General features: G+C 43.5%; 13 protein-coding genes. 5 read left to right on the forward strand and 8 right to left on the reverse strand.

The genetic code is table 11. From position 1 onward, the window contains the following. The first annotated feature begins 421 nt into the window (after positions 1–421). Both IQ224_RS06485 and IQ224_RS06490 read left to right on the forward strand, forming a co-directional pair. Complete coding sequence (locus IQ224_RS06485; protein ID WP_002744298.1) at positions 422–2,314, forward strand: BRCT domain-containing protein; 1,893 nt, start codon at positions 422–424, stop codon at positions 2,312–2,314. A gap of 158 nt (positions 2,315–2,472) precedes the next feature. After that, positions 2,473–3,351 (forward strand): NAD(P)-dependent oxidoreductase, encoded by an 879-nt coding sequence (locus IQ224_RS06490; protein ID WP_002744296.1) that lies wholly within the window; start codon positions 2,473–2,475, stop codon positions 3,349–3,351. On the opposite strand, the gene IQ224_RS06495 is transcribed toward IQ224_RS06490, so the two are convergent. From IQ224_RS06495 to ribD, 5 genes are all read right to left on the reverse strand, one after another. Next, entirely contained in the window at positions 3,348–3,698 is a 351-nt protein-coding gene (locus IQ224_RS06495; RefSeq protein ID WP_002744294.1) for a 4a-hydroxytetrahydrobiopterin dehydratase, read from the reverse strand. The two genes, IQ224_RS06490 and IQ224_RS06495, sit on opposite strands and share 4 nt — an antisense overlap. A 208-nt stretch (positions 3,699–3,906) precedes the next feature. After that, complete coding sequence (locus IQ224_RS06500) at positions 3,907–5,409, reverse strand: DEAD/DEAH box helicase (RefSeq protein ID WP_002744292.1); 1,503 nt, start codon at positions 5,407–5,409, stop codon at positions 3,907–3,909. A gap of 345 nt (positions 5,410–5,754) precedes the next feature. Next, a complete protein-coding gene (gene htpG / locus IQ224_RS06505; protein ID WP_002744291.1) occupies positions 5,755–7,728 on the reverse strand; it encodes a molecular chaperone HtpG in 1,974 nt (657 codons plus the stop codon). Between the two features lie 58 nt (positions 7,729–7,786). Beyond that, positions 7,787–7,966, reverse strand: a complete 180-nt coding sequence (locus tag IQ224_RS06510; protein WP_002744289.1) for a hypothetical protein — start codon at positions 7,964–7,966, stop codon at positions 7,787–7,789. A 21-nt stretch (positions 7,967–7,987) separates the two neighbouring features. Continuing rightward, complete coding sequence (ribD, locus tag IQ224_RS06515) at positions 7,988–9,085, reverse strand: bifunctional diaminohydroxyphosphoribosylaminopyrimidine deaminase/5-amino-6-(5-phosphoribosylamino)uracil reductase RibD (RefSeq protein WP_194032730.1); 1,098 nt, start codon at positions 9,083–9,085, stop codon at positions 7,988–7,990. A gap of 400 nt (positions 9,086–9,485) precedes the next feature. Here ribD and IQ224_RS06520 point away from each other — a divergent pair, with 400 nt between their 5' ends. Together IQ224_RS06520 and IQ224_RS06525 are read left to right on the forward strand one after the other, a co-directional pair. After that, positions 9,486–10,922, forward strand: coding sequence for an ammonium transporter (locus tag IQ224_RS06520; RefSeq protein ID WP_002744285.1), 1,437 nt, complete (start codon positions 9,486–9,488; stop codon positions 10,920–10,922). 174 nt (positions 10,923–11,096) lie between these two features. Further along, complete coding sequence (locus IQ224_RS06525) at positions 11,097–12,521, forward strand: ammonium transporter (protein ID WP_036401035.1); 1,425 nt, start codon at positions 11,097–11,099, stop codon at positions 12,519–12,521. Between the two features lie 226 nt (positions 12,522–12,747). Here IQ224_RS06525 and IQ224_RS06530 read toward each other — a convergent pair whose 3' ends face one another. Then, a complete protein-coding gene (locus tag IQ224_RS06530; protein ID WP_002744281.1) occupies positions 12,748–13,590 on the reverse strand; it encodes a hypothetical protein in 843 nt (280 codons plus the stop codon). Positions 13,591–14,224: 634 nt separating this feature from the next. On the opposite strand from IQ224_RS06530, the gene IQ224_RS06535 reads away from it, so the two are divergent. Then, a complete protein-coding gene (locus IQ224_RS06535) occupies positions 14,225–15,091 on the forward strand; it encodes a 6-carboxytetrahydropterin synthase (protein WP_002744279.1) in 867 nt (288 codons plus the stop codon). Between the two features lie 61 nt (positions 15,092–15,152). On the opposite strand, the gene IQ224_RS06540 is transcribed toward IQ224_RS06535, so the two are convergent. Next, positions 15,153–15,962, reverse strand: coding sequence for an SDR family oxidoreductase (locus IQ224_RS06540; protein WP_002744278.1), 810 nt, complete (start codon positions 15,960–15,962; stop codon positions 15,153–15,155). 645 nt (positions 15,963–16,607) lie between these two features. Beyond that, positions 16,608–17,783, reverse strand: a complete 1,176-nt coding sequence (locus IQ224_RS06545) for a hybrid sensor histidine kinase/response regulator (protein ID WP_002744277.1) — start codon at positions 17,781–17,783, stop codon at positions 16,608–16,610. Positions 17,784–17,838: the final 55 nt, after the last annotated feature.

The raw sequence follows: 17,838 nt of genomic DNA on the forward strand, positions 1-17,838 counted from the left end.
TAGTCCCATTCTAGCGACTTGGCGGAGAAGAAATGTCCCTAGCTTCTCATCCGTGTTTTTTCAATCAATTATTGACTATCAACTAATAAGCGATCGCAGTTCAAGGGGAAGGGGTCAAAGGTCAAAAGGCAATCGCGGTCAATGGATAATTATCAACCATAGCTCCTGCGGCCATGGGCTACTATTTTGATCATCAGGAAGAAATTGACCTGGAAATCACCCAAGAATGAGATCAGATACCAGTTAGCATGACGCGAATAGCTAAATCACTTTTTACAGCAGGGTGAAAGAGGTGACTTTTTCCCCGCCCTTTCCCCGAATGCACCCCGTAACTGATATAAGTAGAGATGTAGGTCTATAACCAAAATTGCCGCATCAGTTCGGTTAGGTGACTGTTTTTCGCTTGTCTAGGAGGGTAGATATGCTCAACGAATTAATTTATGAAGGATTAGGTTTAAGTGCTGTTTTCGGAGGACTATTCCTCTGGTCGCGCTCTGGTCTCGTCAGCAAAAATACCGCCCTTTTAGCCGCACAAGCGCAATTACAGCAAAGTAACTCAGATTTGTTGGTTCAAGTCAAGGGTTTAGACGTGGCGCAATCAGATTTAAAAGACGAAAATCAGCAGCTGCACGCCAAAATCATTCACATAGAACAACATTCCGCCCAATTACAGCACAAAGCTACGGATTTAGAAAATTCTCTCCAGTCCCTCCAGCAAGCTGTCCAGATAGGTGAGGGTGAAATTGAACACCTGAAAACCACCGCTAAGGAAATAGAAGCGGAGAAAGCTGGTCTGATGGAGCAATTAGAGGGAGAAAAAGCCCAAATTACTAGCCTAGAGGCACAGATTCAAACTTTAGAGCAGCAAAAAGGCGAAATTAACCGTCAATTTGATTTGACTAAAAAACAGACCACCTCTCTCTATAGTCAAATTCAGACCCTAGAACAGGATAAAGCTCTCTTACAGCAAGAGCTAGAAAAAGCCGAGGAATTAAGGGCGAAAGTGGCCGATTTAGAGCATAAAAACCAAGAATTAAGCGATTTAGCCGCCCAAATTCCCAGCTGGCAAAGTCAAATTCAAACCTTAGAACAGAATCTAGCTCACCAAACAGAACAGTATGAGCAAGGACAGCAGGAAATAGCCAGCTTACAGGGTCAAATTAGCGGGTTAGAGCAGCAAAAAAAGTCTCTCAGCGAAGATTTAGCCGCAATTCAAACTCGATCGCTCTCTTTAGGGCAAGAATGCGACAATTTAACTATAAAACTCCAAGAAACTGTCGCTCAAGTGACAGCCATAACCGCCGAAAAGGACAGTCTCGGCGCTGACCTCGAAGCAGCTAAACTGGAGTTACAAGCTTTAGCAGCCCGGAAAGGGGAATTATCGGCAGAATTAACCACTGCTGCCGAAAAAATTGCTGATTTAGAAGGGCAATTACAGGAATTAACCCAGTTACCCCAACAATTGGCTGATTCTCAGGCAAAAATTGCTGATTTAGAAGGGCAATTACAGGAATTAACCCAGTTACCCCAACAATTGGCCGATTCTCAGGCAAAAATTGCTGATTTAGAAGGGCAATTACAGGAATTAACCCAGTTACCCCAACAGTTAGAAACCTATCGGGAAAATATTGCTAATTTAGAGATTCAACTACACCAATTAAGTGCCGAAAAAGACCAATTGGAAGCCACAACTTCCCGTCATATCGAGGAATTAAGCCAACAAAATCGCCAACTAACTCAAGATTTAGAAGCCCAAAAAACGGCAGCTAAAGCTTTAGAAAAGGAAAAAATTAAGTTTGAGAGTGAGTTAACAACTAAGCAACAAGAAATCACCGCTTTAGAGGTTCAAATTCAAAACCTAGAACAAGAAAGAGACGATTTCTCTCGACAAACTGCCCCCATTACCACTAATGAACCAGAAGCAATTATTAGCGAGACTCTGGTAGTAGAAGAACCAGAAACCCCCCCGGTGATTGCCAAGGAAACTCCGGTAGTGGCAGCAGAAAAAATCACAGTTGCCGATACAAGTTTAGAAGTGCAACCCGCAGCAAAGATAGTCCAGACGAGTCAAGAATCCGCAGAAAATACCCTAAGAGGAAAAACCGTAGTTATACTAGGAACCTTCAGCAAAATCAGTCGTGAGCAAGCGAAATCATTGATTATTAATGTCGGTGGTACTGTTACCGGTTCCCCCAGTGCGAACACTGATTATATTCTCCTCGGTAAAGCTCCCGGTGAGAAACTCAAAAAGGCTCAAAAATTAGGCATTAAAACCCTTTCAGAAGCCCAATTTCTGCAAATGGTAGAATCCTAAATCAGTTATCAGTAATCAGTAATCAGTTCTCAGGTTTCAGTTATCAGGTTTCAGTTCACTGTTTACTGTTTACTGAAAAAACTTCCCACTTCATAATTCATAATTTATAATTCATAATTCACAATTCATAATTTATAATTCCCTTGATTACCAAAATTATGAGTCAAAAAATTGCCTTTTTAGGATTAGGAGTAATGGGAGCGCCGATGACGGCTAATCTTGTCCGTCAGGGTTTTGCTGTCAATGCTTGGAATCGCAGCCCAGAAGCGCCGGGGATAACCATTGCTGGGGCAGCAGGTGCGAGCATTTGTCCTAGTATTGCCGCCGCCGTCAGGGATGCCGAGATTGTCTTTACCTGCGTCGGGGATGTGCCTGACGTGGAAGCGGTAATTTTAGGACCGGGGGGTGTCATGGAATCGGCAGCCGTGGGAACTCTGGTGGTGGATATGAGTACCATTGGCTCTCAAGCCGCTAGGATGATTGGTAAAAAGCTAGAGGAAAATAATCTCCGTTTTCTCGATGCTCCCGTCTCTGGGGGCGATATTGGGGCGAAAAACGGCACTTTAACTATTATGGTGGGAGGGAAAGAAGCGGATTTTCAGACTTGTTTGCCCTGTTTTCAAGCCATGGGTAAAACTATTCGCTGGTGTGGCGAAATCGGCAACGGACAAGCAGTAAAACTCTGTAATCAAGTCTTGGGGGCGGTTCACATGGTGGCGCTGTGTGAGGCTCTAAAAATGGCAAAAATTCAAGGATTAGACCCCAATTTAGTCATAGAAGTCTGTAAAACGGGGGCGGCAGGTTCTTGGGCGTTGGAAAATTTGGGACCAAAAATCCTCGCCCAAGATTTACAGCCAGCTTTTATGATTGAACATATCTTAAAAGATTTGCGATTAGTCAAAGAAACTGCCCAGACAGCCAGGGAAATTCTGCCTGGGACAGATTTAGCAGAAGCTTTATTTAAAGTAGTAGCGGAATTGGACGAAGGCAAGGGCATTAAACAGGGAACCCAAGCGATGATTCGTGCCTACGATTAAGCATTTTGTTGGCGATAAATATCATCGGTACGGGCAGCCATGATGAAATCATTTTGATGTAATCCCCCCACGTCATGGGTCCACCAAGAAACGGTAACTTTACCCCATTCTGTCAATAAAGCCGGGTGATGGCCTTCTTTTTCCGCCGCTTCTCCCACGGCATTAGTAAAGGCAATTGCCCCTTGAAAATTGGCAAATTTATAGAGTTTTTGCAGACGGGGAATACCCTCGTATTCTAAGAGATTCCAATCGGGAATTTTAGCCTGTAAAGCGGTAATTTCCTCGGCAGTGATAGGAGAAGAACCCGATTGATAAGGTTGACATTTTTGTTGAGCAAGTTCGGTCATAGGGGTATCAATCCAGATTTTTTAAGTAAGTAGTTATAATTAAATTGAAGATAGATTTTGCCTCTGATCCCCCCTGCCCCCCTTGATAAGGGGGGTGCCGATAGGCGGGGGGATCCCCCCTGCCCCCCTTGATAAGGGGGGTATCTGACAACTTTTAACACCTACCTACTTACCTTTATTATAGAGGAAAATACCCCAGAGAAATTTTTTATTCTTCCTCTGACTCTGGAGAACTTACCCAAGGGGTAGAAGATTCGGCAGCTTTCGGGAAAGAAAAAGATTTTTTCGGAGGAGAAGGCAATAATTCCAATTGTCGATTACCGGTTTTATAGCTAGTTTTATTTTTATGCTCTCCCCGTCGTCGTTGGGAGGTTTTTTCCTCCGTCGTATTTTCGGCTATCACTTCATACAAAATCGCCCGTTTATCCTCTTGTTGGCCTTTTCTTAAAACCCGTCCTAAACGCTGAATATATTCCCTCGTGGAACCGGTTCCCGATAAAATAATCGCGATGCGTGCTTCCGGCACATCAACCCCTTCATTAAGAACATGGGAAGTCACTAGAATTTTGTATTCTCCCTGACGAAAACGGGTCAGGATTTCATGGCGTTCTTTCACAGGAGTTTGATGGGTTATGGCAGGTATTAAAAAGCTCTCGGAAATGCGGTAAACTGTGGCATTATCGTTAGTAAAAATTAAAATTGCTTCCGGATAGTGTTCACAGATTAACTCGGCTAAAACCCGCAATTTTCCCTGGGTTCCGGAGGATATTTCCTTCGACTCCCGGTGCGCTAACATCGCCCGGCGCCCTTCGCTACTTCTGGCACTAATCATGACAAAATTTTGCCAACCATCTAAACCGGACAAACTGAGATTATTTTTTCTTAAAAAATCATTGCGAATTTTAATTGCTTCTTGATATTTTTCCTGTTCTTTGGCAGATAGTTTCACTTTGATTTGAATTATTTCATGATCCGCTAGGGCTTTTCCTGACAAGTCTTGGGGACTTTTTTGATAAACAATTGCACCAATAAGATAATCTAAATCCTGATGACTACCATCACCGCGATCCGGTGTTGCTGTTAAGCCTAAACGATAGGGTGCGATTGAATCTTCCGCTATTTTCCGAAAGAAATCCGATGGTAAATGATGACATTCATCAAAAATCAAAAAAGCGTAACGATTGCCAAGAGTTTCTGAATAAATTGCCGCACTTTGATAAGTGGCGATTAAAATAGCACTATTATCCTTAGAACCTCCCCCTAATAATCCCACCTCGGCATCGGGAAAAGCCGCCAACATCTGGGCATACCACTGGTGCATTAAATCAATAGTCGGCACGATAATTAAGGTGCTGCGGGGAGTCGATTGTAGAGCTAATTGGGCAAGATAGGTTTTGCCGGCAGCGGTGGGAAGGACGATAACACCCCTTCTCTGGGATTTTTTCCAAGCGATTAGCGCTTCCGTTTGGTGGGGGTAGGGTTCCCGTTCAAAACTGGCAATTAATTCTAAATTGTTAAAAGCTTTTGCTTCATCTTGGAAGTTAATGCCCTCCTCCTGTAGGGTTTCCACGAGAGGACGATAATGAATGGCCAAAATGCGAAATCTTTCGATACGATCATCCCAAGTGGCAAAATCTAGCCATTTTTTCCCTTTTGGTGGTGGATGGAGAATTAAGGTTCCTCGCTCATATTTGAGGGTGGGTAAGCGCATTTTTCAGTTATCAGTTATCAGTTATCAGTTATCAGTTATCAGTTATCAGTAAACAGTTATCAGTAAACAGAACGTAGGTTGGGTTGAAGCATGAAACCCAACGCCCGCTCATGTTACGCTACCGCTAACCCATCCTACAAATAATTGTGCCTCCCTACTTATCAGTAAACAGCAAACAATAAACAGTATAAGTGAACTGAAAACTTACATCTGATAACTGATAACTGATTCAAGGCTGATGGCGGCAAGATAGCTTATCGCTAGATCATATTGATTGGGTTAAAAAAATAGAGTGTGAATTAACACACTCTCAGCATATCGGAACAGCCAAAGTTTAGCAATAGATTAAATCTTTTCGGTTAGCTTAGTCAGAACGCGATTGGAACGTTCCACAAAAGCTTGCATTCCCTCGGCATCAAATCCTTTTTGAGCGATTAAAGCTAAATCATAAACGTGCTGACAGAGCATTTTCGCTAATTGCGCCGATGGAGATTCGCCACTACCGGTAACAATACTTCCCTGACTAATCTGGACAATCTGTTGAATTAAGGGATGATTAGTATTAATCATCAGAATATGTTCTTCGGGGAAAGCCATGGCTTTTTGTTGCATCATTGCCGTCATTTCCTGTAAGCGTCGCATTGCTTCTGGAAGCAAGACAATTGCCGGGGGAGTACCTTGGGGATCATCGGATTTCAAGGCTTCAGTTTTGATATTGATGCGGGAATTATCGAGAGCTTTGGCGAAGATTTCTTTGATTAATTCAGCCCGGGTTTTATTACTACCCGGATCGATAATTTCACTAGCTTGATCCTGTTCGAGCAGCGTCGAGTCTAATTCAGAATCAACCCGGGTGAATTTCACATCAGAATATTCTCTTTCTAGGAAAGGAATAAAGTAATTAGTATCGATGAAAGAATCAAAGAAGAGAATTTCTAACCCTTGATTTTTGTAGAGTTCAACGTAGGTGGATTGGCTACGAGGATCGGTACAGTAAAAAACTCGATTTTCGTGGCGTTCTTTATGGCGTTCTAGGTAGGCTTTGAGAGTAGTATAACCTTCCTGTTCGATCGCTTCTAGGGGAGTTTTCGCCGTTGTTTCTTGCCATGCGTCACCTTCGGCAGTTTGCACTTCCACTTGTACCGCAGTTTCTGGGGTTTTGTAGGTAGTGCGATAGATTAAAATATCTTCTACCTGCTGTTTAAATTTATCCTCTTTTAAGGAACCAAATTTAATAAAAGTTCCCACATCTTCCCAACAACGAATATATTCTTTTGCGTCTTCATTGTAGAGAGATTTGAGGCGATCAGCAATTTTTTTGGCAATAAAATCGGCAATACGGCGAACGGTGCGATCTTTGGTTAAAGCACTTCGAGACACATTTAAAGGAATATCTGGACTATCGATAACTCCTCGCAAGGGGATCAGGAAATCGGGAATAATTTCCTCGCAATGATCGCTGACAAAAACCTGATTACAGAATAACTTTAATTGTCCTTTTGACACATCCACATCTGGTCTGAGTTTGGGAAAATAAAGAATACCATTGAGCAAGAAAGGATAATCGGTATTCAGATGCACCCAGAGTAAAGGTTCTTCTTGGAAAGGGTAGAGATAACGATAGAATTCTAGGTAGTCTTCTTTAGTCAGATTTTGAGGAGATTCTTTCCATAAGGCCCGTTGTTGATTAATCACTTCCCCATCAATTTTAATGGGAACGGGCATAAAATCTGAGTAGGTTTTGACTAACTGGCGAATGCGGGCAGGTTCTAAATATTCCCCTTCCTCATCCATTAAAGTTAGGGTGATAGTAGTGCCGATTTGGCTGCGGGAAGAATCGGTTAATTCAAACTCGGGAGAACCATCACAAGACCAATGGACAGGGGTAGCACCTTCTTGATAGGAAAGAGTATCAATTTCTACCTTTTTAGCCACCATAAAGGCCGAATAAAAACCTAGACCAAAATGACCGATTAAATCGTTGGCTGATTTTTGGTATTTATTGATAAATTCTTCCGCACTGGAAAAGGCAACTTGGTTAATATATTTCTTGATTTCTTCCCCCGTCATCCCGATGCCATTATCGGTAATTGATAGGGTACGATTTTCTTTATCGATGGCGAGATTAATTTCTGGTTCGGGGACTTCTCCTCTCGCTTCTCCTGCTAAGGAAGCCATTTTTAATTTCGAGATGGCATCAACACTATTAGATATCAATTCCCGCAGAAAAATTTCATGGTCAGTGTAGAGGGATTTTTTGATAATAGGGAAGATATTCTCGGTATGAATCGTGATATTACCTTTTTCGAGTACCGTCATACGTTCAATCACTAAGGGCTTGACTATTCTAACTTTTTTATTTTGCTCGATGATGGCACTATTGATCACAGAGCGATTGCCCAACTTCTTCTAGGGGGATAACCGTACCGATAAAGGGATTTAACGGCAGCGGGGCGATTTCTAGAACTCGATCACAAAAATTAGGGGTAAGTGCCAGATTATCGCAGTTATTGATGACTTTTTGACTTTGGCAAGCGGTTGGTTGAGATTTGCTCATTGAGCCAGAATTGCAATAGCTCTACTGTTTACTTTGTAGATATCCCTCAATCAAAATATCGGGATTGAGATAATTAACCGTGACATTTTCTAACTGTAAAGCTTGGCTCATTAACTGGAAACCTAAATCACCCACAGCAGTAGGTGCATTAATTCCCCCGATAATTTTGGGTGCAATAAAAGCGATAATTTTTTGTACCATGCCCTCAGCGATCGCAGCTGCACTTAAACCGCCGCCGCACTCCCACAGAACCTGACAAAATCCCCTCTGATAAAGATTTTCCATCACTAAAGTGGGTGTCACCTCGGTTAGTTCGATCACTTCCACCCCTTTTGTTAATAATTGTTGCTTAAGCTTGACATTAGAATCAGTTTGTGTATAGACAAGCGTGGGAAATTGACTGGTATCCCAAAGATGGGCCGAGGGGGGTAAATCGAGCGATCGAGTCATGACCACGCGCAGGGGATTATGATTACAGAGGCCGTGAGTGGTTAGGTGGGGATTATCTTGACGGACAGTGCTACCGCCGACGATAATCGCATCACAGGCCGATCGCAATTGATGGACTATTTGGCGAGAAGCGGGGCTAGTAATCCAAGTGCTATGACCGCTAGTAGCGGCAATTTTGCCATCGAGAGTCATGGCATATTTGAGGATACCGAAGGGTTTTTTAGCGGTGATGCGATGGATAAAACCCTGATTGACTTGACGACATTCGGACTCCTCCACTCCCACCAGCGTCTCGATGCCTGCCGATGCTAGTCTTTGAATGCCTTTCCCCGCCACCAGGGGATTAGGATCGATCATCCCTACCACCACTTTTTTAATGCCTGCTCGCACAATTGCCTCGCTACAGGGTGGAGTACGTCCATAGTGGTTACAGGGTTCAAGATTGACGTATAAAGTGGCACCACGGGCTTTTTCTGCTGCCTGTCTCAGGGCTAAAACTTCTGCATGGGGTTGTCCGGCCCCTGGGTGAAAACCTTCGCCGATAATTATACCCTCTTGAACAATCACAGAACCCACCAAAGGATTAGGAGAAGTTCGCCCCAAGGCTTGCCTAGCAAGGGTTAGACATCTTTGCATCATTTTGCGATCAAATTCCGTTGCCCGGGCCATGGTTGATTTCTCCAAAGGAGGGGAGACTTGATCAGTGATCAGTAAACAGTAATCGGTGATCAGTGGGAAGCTTTTTTCAGTGTTGCCAAAGGCACGGCGTAGCCGTCCAGTAAACAGTAATCAGTGAACGGAAAACTCACATCTGATAACTGATAACTTCTCTACTATTGTTATTTTAAAGTGAAACGTATCAGAGGATACAGAAATCTCAAATAAAAAAAAACAAAGATCGAAAAACGTTGACTACTCACACATCAAGATAAATCCCTAGCTGTTTGGTCTTCTGAAATGATTGACCTCTGTTCCTAGGATTTAGCGGTTGAACGGACATAATTGCTCGGTAATTATTTTCAAAAGTAATGAATCGACCTACTAACTCAACAAAGTAAACGAATTAACGATGAAACGAATTGCTCGAAAATCTGGGGAACTTGTCGGTTTATTACCGAAAATTAACCCTGTCTGGTTAGCCTGTGTTCCCTTGTCTGCGATTATTTTTGTGGTTTGGAACACGGCCGTACAGGCCCAAGATGCGAAACCCTTAACCCCCGAAGATGTCCAAAACGCCCTTAATACAATCTGGGTTTTGATTGCCGCTATCCTCGTGATCTTCATGAACGCGGGTTTTGCGATGCTAGAAACGGGATTCTGTCGCCAGAAAAACGCCGTTAACGTTCTCGCCAAAAACCTGATCGTTTTCGCCCTCTCCACCATATCATTTTGGGCGATCGGTTTCTCCCTGATGTTTGGGTCTGTCAGTAACGAGTTTTTCGGTACAGGAGGTTGGTTCCTCAGCAGTAGCGATCCTGCCAGCTACGTTATGCCTGCCTATTTGCCCACCTCGGTGTTTTTCCTGTTCCAAGTCGCTTTCGCGGGAACGGCGGCAACCATTGTATCTGGGGCGGTGGCAGAACGGATTAAATTCACCGATTTCCTCGTTTTTAGCTTAATTATCGTCGGTATCATGTACCCGATCACCGGTCACTGGGTTTGGGGTGGCGGTTGGTTAGCTGACCTTGGTTTTAAAGACTTCGCCGGTTCGACGGTGGTTCACTCGGTCGGTGGTTGGTCTGCTCTAACTGGGGCGGCAATTCTCGGCCCGAGAATGGGTAAATACATCAACGGTCGCACCAGTGCCTTACCCGGCCATAACATGAGTATCGCGACCTTGGGTTGTTTAATTCTCTGGATTGGCTGGTTTGGTTTTAACCCCGGTTCTGCTTTAGCGGTTAATGAAACTGTACCCTATATCGCTGTCACCACTAACCTCGCCGGGGCTGCGGGGGGTATTGCCGCTACCTTGACCGCATGGGCGAAAGATGGTAAACCTGACCTTTCGATGATTATTAACGGTATTCTGGCTGGTTTAGTAGCCGTTACTGCCGGTTGTGATGGTGTTTCCTATTGGTCGGCGGCAATCATCGGTTTAATTGCCGGTGTGGTCGTGGTTTACTCGGTGGCTTTCTTCGATAACCTGAAAATTGATGACCCGGTGGGTGCAACTTCCGTTCACCTCGTCTGTGGTGTGTTTGGAACCTTAGCCGTCGGTATCTTCAACAAAGATGCGGGTTTAATCACCGGTCAATTCCAACTGTTTATTAACCAAATTATCGGAATTGTGGCAGTAGGGGCATTTACCGTGATTGTCAGTGGTATTGTTTGGACAATCCTTAAGGCTACCCTCGGTATTCGTGTTACTCCCGAAGAAGAAATGGAAGGTTTGGATGTGGGTGAACACGGAATGGAAGCCTATAGCGGTTTCGTCAAGGAGTCCGATATCGTTACTGGTGGCTATTATGCTTCCAGTGTTGACATGGAAACGCCTAGCAGTCGTTAGGTTAAACCTTGTAAAGATAGATTAATTGATCCCCAAAAAAGTTAAAGAGAAAAGGAAGAAGGCCTCGCCCCGATGCGATCGGTGGCTATAATTGCCTTCTAAACCTTTTCTCTTTCGGTTTTTGTCTCTTTCCGGACAGAAAAAATTAATCTTGCTACTAGGCAGCAACCGTCAATGAAAAAGATCGTAGGAATAACCGTACTTTTGCTGGCACTGGGATTCAATTGCGGAGTTGCCCCAGTTTTTGCGGAAACCATCGCCGCTGCTCCCCCCAATCCGATTAGTGCTGGGGATACCGCTTGGATGCTGATCTCCTCGGCTTTAGTTTTATTAATGACCCCCGGACTGGCTTTTTTTTATGGGGGTTTAGTGCGTTCGCGTAACGTTCTCAACACCATGATGATGAGTTTGGTGGCCATGGGCGTAATTGGTGTAACTTGGGTGCTTTGGGGTTATAGTTTGGCCTTTGATGTCACCCCGGGTAAAAGTGGCTTTGGTGAAGGGATCGAAGCTTTTATCGGTGGTCTGGATTGGGTGTTTCTCAATGGAGTCACCGCCGCCGCACCCGATAGCACCGGCTATGCTCCCACGGTTCCCCATCAAGTGTTTATGGTCTATCAGATGATGTTTGCGATCATCACCCCGGCTTTAATTTCAGGGGCGATCGTGGAACGGGTTAACTTTAAGGCCTATTTTTGGTTTTTACTGCTTTGGTCCACCTTTATCTATTCTCCCCTAGCTCACTGGGTTTGGGGTAAGGGCTGGTTGGCGGCCACTGGGGCGCTGGATTTCGCCGGTGGAACCGTTGTTCACGTTAGTTCCGGGATTTCCGCACTGGTGGCCGCTTGGGTAATCGGTCCGCGTCGCAGTTTTGGCACTCAAACCTATGCACCCCATAATGTGCCGTTTGTTCTCCTCGGTATCGGTTTACTCTGGTTTGGTTGGTTTGGTTTTAACGGTGGTAGCGCGCTTTCCTCTAGTTCCCTAGCCACGACAGCTTTTGTTAATACCAGTATCGCCGCTTCGGCTGGTGGTTTGACATGGATGTTTATAGAATGGATTTTACGCGGTAAACCGACGGCGATCGGTATTGCTAGTGGATTTTTAGGGGGATTAGTCGGTATTACTCCCGCTGCCGGCTATGTGCTGCCGATTGGGGCGATTCTGATTGGTTCGATCACTGCCCTTAGTTGTTTTTTTGCGGTTAGTCTCCGGGCAAAATTGCGCTTTGATGATTCTTTGGATACCTATCCCGTCCATGGTGTCGGCGGGACGATAGGGGCGCTGCTTACGGGGCTTTTTGCCACAAAAGCGGTTAATTCAGCCGGAAATGATGGTTTATTTTTTGGGAATCCGGGGTTACTGTGGACGCAATTTGTTGGCGTTGCCGCTACTTATGTCTTTGCTGCCGTCGGCACTTTTGTCATCCTGAAAGTTCTCGGTTTATTTATGGACTTGCGGGTTAAACCGAATACGGAAGCAGAAGGGTTAGATGTGCCTCAACACGGAGAGGAAGCCTACGGACAGGAATTCGAGTTTGGTAGCAGCTTTTCCTACCAAGAAAATCCTCCTAGCACAAATCCTCGAGAAAATTATTAGCGATTCAATCGGCTATCAGTCCGGCTAACAGAGGCGAAATTTCGTCTCTGTGGAACTTGGCTGAACAATCAAAAAAAAAGAACGGGTCTGCTTCTAGATGATACTAAATCTGGTTATTAAAAACTGATTATTTATTCCTCCTTTTGCCTCTTGCCTCTTGCCTCTTGCCTTTCCTGATATGTAGCCTATACTCAACGGATTTAGTATGAGATGAGGTTTCAACCCCTCACACATTGCGCCAATACCAGCGAGTAACATCGGTTAAAAACTGTTTGACTCTGGGAGGAGGGGTTATTTTTAATCCTAGCCATTGATAGGGAAGTTCTCCTACTACATGATATTTCTTAGAGATGTTCATATTCGTCGGTAACTCCATTCCCCAGCGTTTAAAACTAGCGGCGCAATTTTCTGTGATTTCACCGCGACTGGTGCTTTCCCCATACACGGCTATATTCTTGTCCACAATTAATTGTCTTTCTCCCACTAACTTTGTAATTCTGAAACTATCCATTTCCTTAGCAACAAATGGTCGATGAGGAAAACTTTCAAAAACTCTTCTCAAAGCTTTTACTTTTATAAATTGATGAGACCAGAGATCCGGGAGAGTATCTGCTTGAGAAAATACCGTTTCTCGTAAAACGACTTGCTTTTTAGGGGTGAGAATCTTGACTCCTTCTTGAATAAATTTGTCGCTTTTAAAGTAACCACCTTTAAGGTGGCGCAGGCAGAGAACTGTTAGGAAATCGGACTCGGTGTTATTGATAACAAAATTGTAGATATCATTAGCTGCCTCTTCTTGAATTCGGATCAGGTAACGATCATCCATGCACCAATAAATCCATTCTTCATCAGGCAAGTCTTTTAAGAGATTTAAAACCGTATCCCTGATCTTGGAACAGTCCATCGGAATTAACTCCACTTTATCGCCATATTTTGCTAAGTTCTCAGGATAATTGTCGTAGGGAACACGAAAAGTAAAAGGATTACTTGGCCACAATTTTTGATAAGTATAAATCATGTGATCAGCAAATTTAATGTACTTATCGCAGGTCAAAACGATCGCTTTCATAAATGATTCTTAGTCCTGAATAGTTTTTTAGTTTTAGCTGTTATCCTTACGGAGCGACTAATTATAGGATTATCACCAGCAAACTTACAGCAAAGCTGTCCATTTGTCAATACTTTTGGTATCCTAGTCTTGAAAAAACAGAGAGCGGCACTCAAGAAGGCCGTTTATTCTCTCCATCAACTGGCAATTTTAGCGATTATTACTGACAATAATCAAGAATAACGAATCGAGTTAAGTAGCTGGTTATAATTAAATTAAAAATGGATTTTAGGTTCGATCCCCCCTGCCCCCCTTGATAAGGGTGTTGCCGATAGGCGGGGGGATCTGAAAGTTTTTAATACCTATCTACTTAAGTAGTTATCAAGTCACAAACATTTAAAAAAAGAAATAGGTTTATATTGGGGTAAAATCCAGTTTAGAATGGCCACAAGACCCAGAAAAAAGAAAAAAATTCAACGGAAACTAGCGGAATATTTAAAAATAGCAAAATCTCAATATAGACTCACAGCGATCGCACCATACCAGAATTGAGGGATAACTTTCCCCAGTCTGCAAGCTGGGGGGGACAAAACTGGTTTATGCTAGAAAGAGTTACCTTAACGTAACTTTACAAAGTCATCGATCGCCCACATTTATGGATTGCATCATCAATCGTCGAGCGCGGTTTTCAGCCAGCCATCGCTATTATCTACCAGAATGGGACGAAGCCGAAAATCAAAGACTTTTTGGTCTTGGTAGCCGTTTTCCCGGTCATGGTCACAATTACGAATTATACGTCTCCCTATACAAAGAACTCAATCTTTATGGCATGGTGGAGAATCTCTCCACCGTGAAACAGGTAATTAAACGAGAGATAACCAGTCAATTAGACTACTCCTATCTCAATCAAGTCTGGCCGGAATTTCAGCAAACCCTACCCACCACAGAAAATATCGCCAGAGTTATCTGGCAAAGATTAGCACCCTATTTACCATTAGTCAAAATTCAACTATTTGAACACCCCGAATTGTGGGCAGAATATCAAGGAAAAGATATGGAAGCAACTTTAACCGTCAAAACCCATTTTAGTGCCGCCCATCGTTTGGCTTTACCGCAATTAACCCTGGAACAAAACTCGGAAATCTACGGCAAATGCGCCAGGGTAAACGGTCATGGCCATAATTATCACCTAGAAGTATCCGTGGCGGGAGAAATCGATCCCCGCACCGGTATGATTGTAGATCTAGGAGATTTACAAAAAGCGATCGATGAATTGGTAGTGGAACCCTTCGATCATGCTTTTTTAAATAAGGATATTCCCTACTTTGCCGAAGTGGTTCCCACCGCGGAAAATATTGCCCTACATATCGCTCAACTATTAGAGGAACCAATCCGCCAATTAGGAGCCGAATTAGATAAAGTTAAACTAATTGAAAGTCCCAATAATTCTGCCGAAATCCACTGTCGTGGTTCGGTTCAAGCTCCCCGACAACTTCTAGAAAAAACCCTGACAGCCGTTTAATTGCCTGTTGGTTAAGGTGATTAGGGTGAGCATGGCTCACCCTGATGGATTTAATTAAACCCTAGTTAAGCACTTCTCGCCATCCTCGCTTTCCTTTGCTTTGGCGCAAGGGAGAGGCTAAATCGACAATTTTCTCCAGCAGTTTCGGGGCCAATTTTTGACACCAAAGAGCTAGATGACTTTGCCAACCGACGACAATTTCCGTTTTTTCCCTATTTAACCCGGTAATTAGGGTTTGGGCGACTTCTTCGGCGCTCATCGGCTTTAACCATCGAAATAACTGCAATTCTCGCACCATATCCGTATCGGTTAAAGAGGGTAAGAGGGTGACAACTTTGATGTTGTGTTCCCGTAATTCTGACCTGAGAGCTTGACTAAAACCCAAAATGGCAAATTTGGTGGCCGAGTAGGTAGCGAAGCTAGGAGCGGCAATTTTACCCATCATGCTGGAAACATTGACGATGGTTCCCTGTCCCCGAATTGCCATCCGGCGGGCAATTAAGCGAGTGACCGTGTACATGGCCATCAGATTTAAAGATATTTCTGCTTGCACTTGCGAAAATTGCGAGCGCAGAAAGGGGGTTTGATGGGCAATACCGGCACAGTTAACGAGGATATCAATGCCACGACATTCTTGCCAAACGCGGATAATTGAAGGACTAACAAGGTCATTTTCGGTTAAATCTAGGGCTAAAGGTGTGGCAATGACCCCTAGGGACTCAATTTCTTTGGCTAGTTTGTCTAATCGCTCTTGATCTCTGGCAAGAATCACAATTCTGCTTAAACCTTGTCGGGCTAATTCTAATGCGATCGCTCGTCCAATGCCCCGGGATGCCCCCGTGACTAGGGCTGTTTTTCCCTGTAATTTCATGATCAAACTCCTGTTTTAAGCAACAGTACAGAAATTTATTGGTTTTGCTTCTGAAATCTTTGATTTGTGCATCTATGCCCTACATAAGTAGCGAAGCAATCCGGGGATAGATGGATAGGTTAGGGTGCATGGGATTTTTCCTCCTTTAAAGCGCACTCTTGAACCCACGGTAACAGTTGTCTTTACAAACAGCAATCTTTTTTAACACTTTTCCGCAAAATCACTCGATCGGATGAACGCTCAGGGTGATCTTCAATCCTATGGAAGGGGAGCAGGGAGAGGGGAGAGGTAGGGTTGATTCATGAATCAACCCTAGGGACTTGCGTGGGAATAATATCCCAGCCAGAAAATCCCTCTGTAGAAGGATCAGACCAGCCAGATGGCATATTATCAAAGCGCAAGTCCCTTAGCTGCGGAGGCTCTCGAAGGCTCTCCCCCTACTTAGAGTGATCAGCAAACCTGATCGATCGGAGGGCGCAAGCTTTGCGCCCCTACAGTAACCGATTTTGTTCACAATGTAGGGGCGAACTGCGTTCGCCCAAAAGGTACATTATCAAAGCGCAAGTCCCCCACTATGAATCAACCCTAGGGGAGAGGAGAGAGGGGCAGCAGAAAAAAAATTGTGGTTCCACCCTATTGTTGATCTCAATTTAGGTGTTCAATGTCGGTAATAATCGGTAGAATCACCGTGATCTTTGTGCCTTTTCCTTCCTCACTTTCTAGGTAAATTTGTCCTTTGTGCGCTTCCACACAGCGTCCGACAATGGCTAATCCTAATCCTGTTCCTTGAATATTATCGACATTGCTACCGCGATAAAAAGGTTTAAATAAATGTTCTTGATCTTTGCTAGGAATACCAATGCCTCGATCGATAATTTTAAAGACTACCTGCTCGGATTCGACAATAATCTTAAATTCTACGGGGTTTCCCTGTGGTGAATATTTGATAGCATTTCCCAGTAAATTTGTCAAGATATGTTTAATTAAATTAACATCCCAAAGTCCTCTTTCTAAGCTGCCCTCAATTTGGAAAATAATTGCCGATTGTTTTTCTGGCTTAACCATAAAAGATTCTACCAATTTCTGACAATAATCGAGCAAATCCACTGGATCAAATTGACAGTATAATCTCCCAGAATCGGCCCTACCAATTAATAACACTTCTGTGAGCAATTGATCCATGTCTTTAATGGCCGATCGAATCATGCGAAAATAGCTAACTTGCTGATCTTTTGTCAACCGATCGCGACTTTCTTCTAATAATCCAGCCGAGAGTAAAATTTTATTTAAAGGATTGCGAAAATCGTGGGATAACATGGAAACAAATTCAGTTTTTAACTGATTTAATTCCTGAGCTTTTTCCAGTTGATTAGTGCGTTCAATCACGCTCATTTTTAAAGCTTCGTTCGATTCTCGTAAAGCTTCCTCCATCTGTTTTCGCTCGATCGCATAACATAGCGATCGAGTTAAAATTTCTAAACTTACTTCTCTTTTAATTAAATAATCCTGCGCTCCCTGACGTAGTGCTGCCAAAGCTAAATTATCATCATTAGTATTAGTTAAAACCACGATTGGTAATTTCGGAGCCGTAATCAAAAGGGGAGCTAAGGATTCCAAATCCTGACTATCTGGTAAAGTTAGATCTAATAAAATTACATCAAAATTTGTTTGTTTTAAAAGAGAAATTGCCTCCGATAATCTTGACACATTAACCAGATGAAATTCTTTTTTTTCATTACCCTTAAGAATTTCCTTTAATAATCGAGCTTCGGCTAAATTATCCTCGATTAAAAGAACTTTTATATCCTGCGAGAGTCCCATTTTTTAATCAAGAGTTAAAGAGATTTGGGAAGTTAGGAAGTGGGGTGTGGGGTGT

Source organism: Microcystis sp. LEGE 00066, from assembly GCF_015207925.1.
Taxonomy (GTDB): domain Bacteria; phylum Cyanobacteriota; class Cyanobacteriia; order Cyanobacteriales; family Microcystaceae; genus Microcystis; species Microcystis ichthyoblabe_A.

Coding starts and splice junctions, on each gene's coding strand:
- IQ224_RS06525 (WP_036401035.1), top strand. CDS start 11,097: ATGAAAAAGATCGTAGGAATAACCGTACTTTTGCTGGCACTGGGATTC.
- IQ224_RS06490 (WP_002744296.1), top strand. CDS start 2,473: ATGAGTCAAAAAATTGCCTTTTTAGGATTAGGAGTAATGGGAGCGCCG.
- ribD (WP_194032730.1), bottom strand. CDS start 9,085: ATGGCCCGGGCAACGGAATTTGATCGCAAAATGATGCAAAGATGTCTA.
- IQ224_RS06495 (WP_002744294.1), bottom strand. CDS start 3,698: ATGACCGAACTTGCTCAACAAAAATGTCAACCTTATCAATCGGGTTCT.
- IQ224_RS06485 (WP_002744298.1), top strand. CDS start 422: ATGCTCAACGAATTAATTTATGAAGGATTAGGTTTAAGTGCTGTTTTC.
- IQ224_RS06545 (WP_002744277.1), bottom strand. CDS start 17,783: ATGGGACTCTCGCAGGATATAAAAGTTCTTTTAATCGAGGATAATTTA.
- IQ224_RS06530 (WP_002744281.1), bottom strand. CDS start 13,590: ATGAAAGCGATCGTTTTGACCTGCGATAAGTACATTAAATTTGCTGAT.
- htpG (WP_002744291.1), bottom strand. CDS start 7,728: ATGACGGTACTCGAAAAAGGTAATATCACGATTCATACCGAGAATATC.
- IQ224_RS06540 (WP_002744278.1), bottom strand. CDS start 15,962: ATGAAATTACAGGGAAAAACAGCCCTAGTCACGGGGGCATCCCGGGGC.
- IQ224_RS06520 (WP_002744285.1), top strand. CDS start 9,486: ATGAAACGAATTGCTCGAAAATCTGGGGAACTTGTCGGTTTATTACCG.
- IQ224_RS06500 (WP_002744292.1), bottom strand. CDS start 5,409: ATGCGCTTACCCACCCTCAAATATGAGCGAGGAACCTTAATTCTCCAT.
- IQ224_RS06535 (WP_002744279.1), top strand. CDS start 14,225: ATGGATTGCATCATCAATCGTCGAGCGCGGTTTTCAGCCAGCCATCGC.
- IQ224_RS06510 (WP_002744289.1), bottom strand. CDS start 7,966: ATGAGCAAATCTCAACCAACCGCTTGCCAAAGTCAAAAAGTCATCAAT.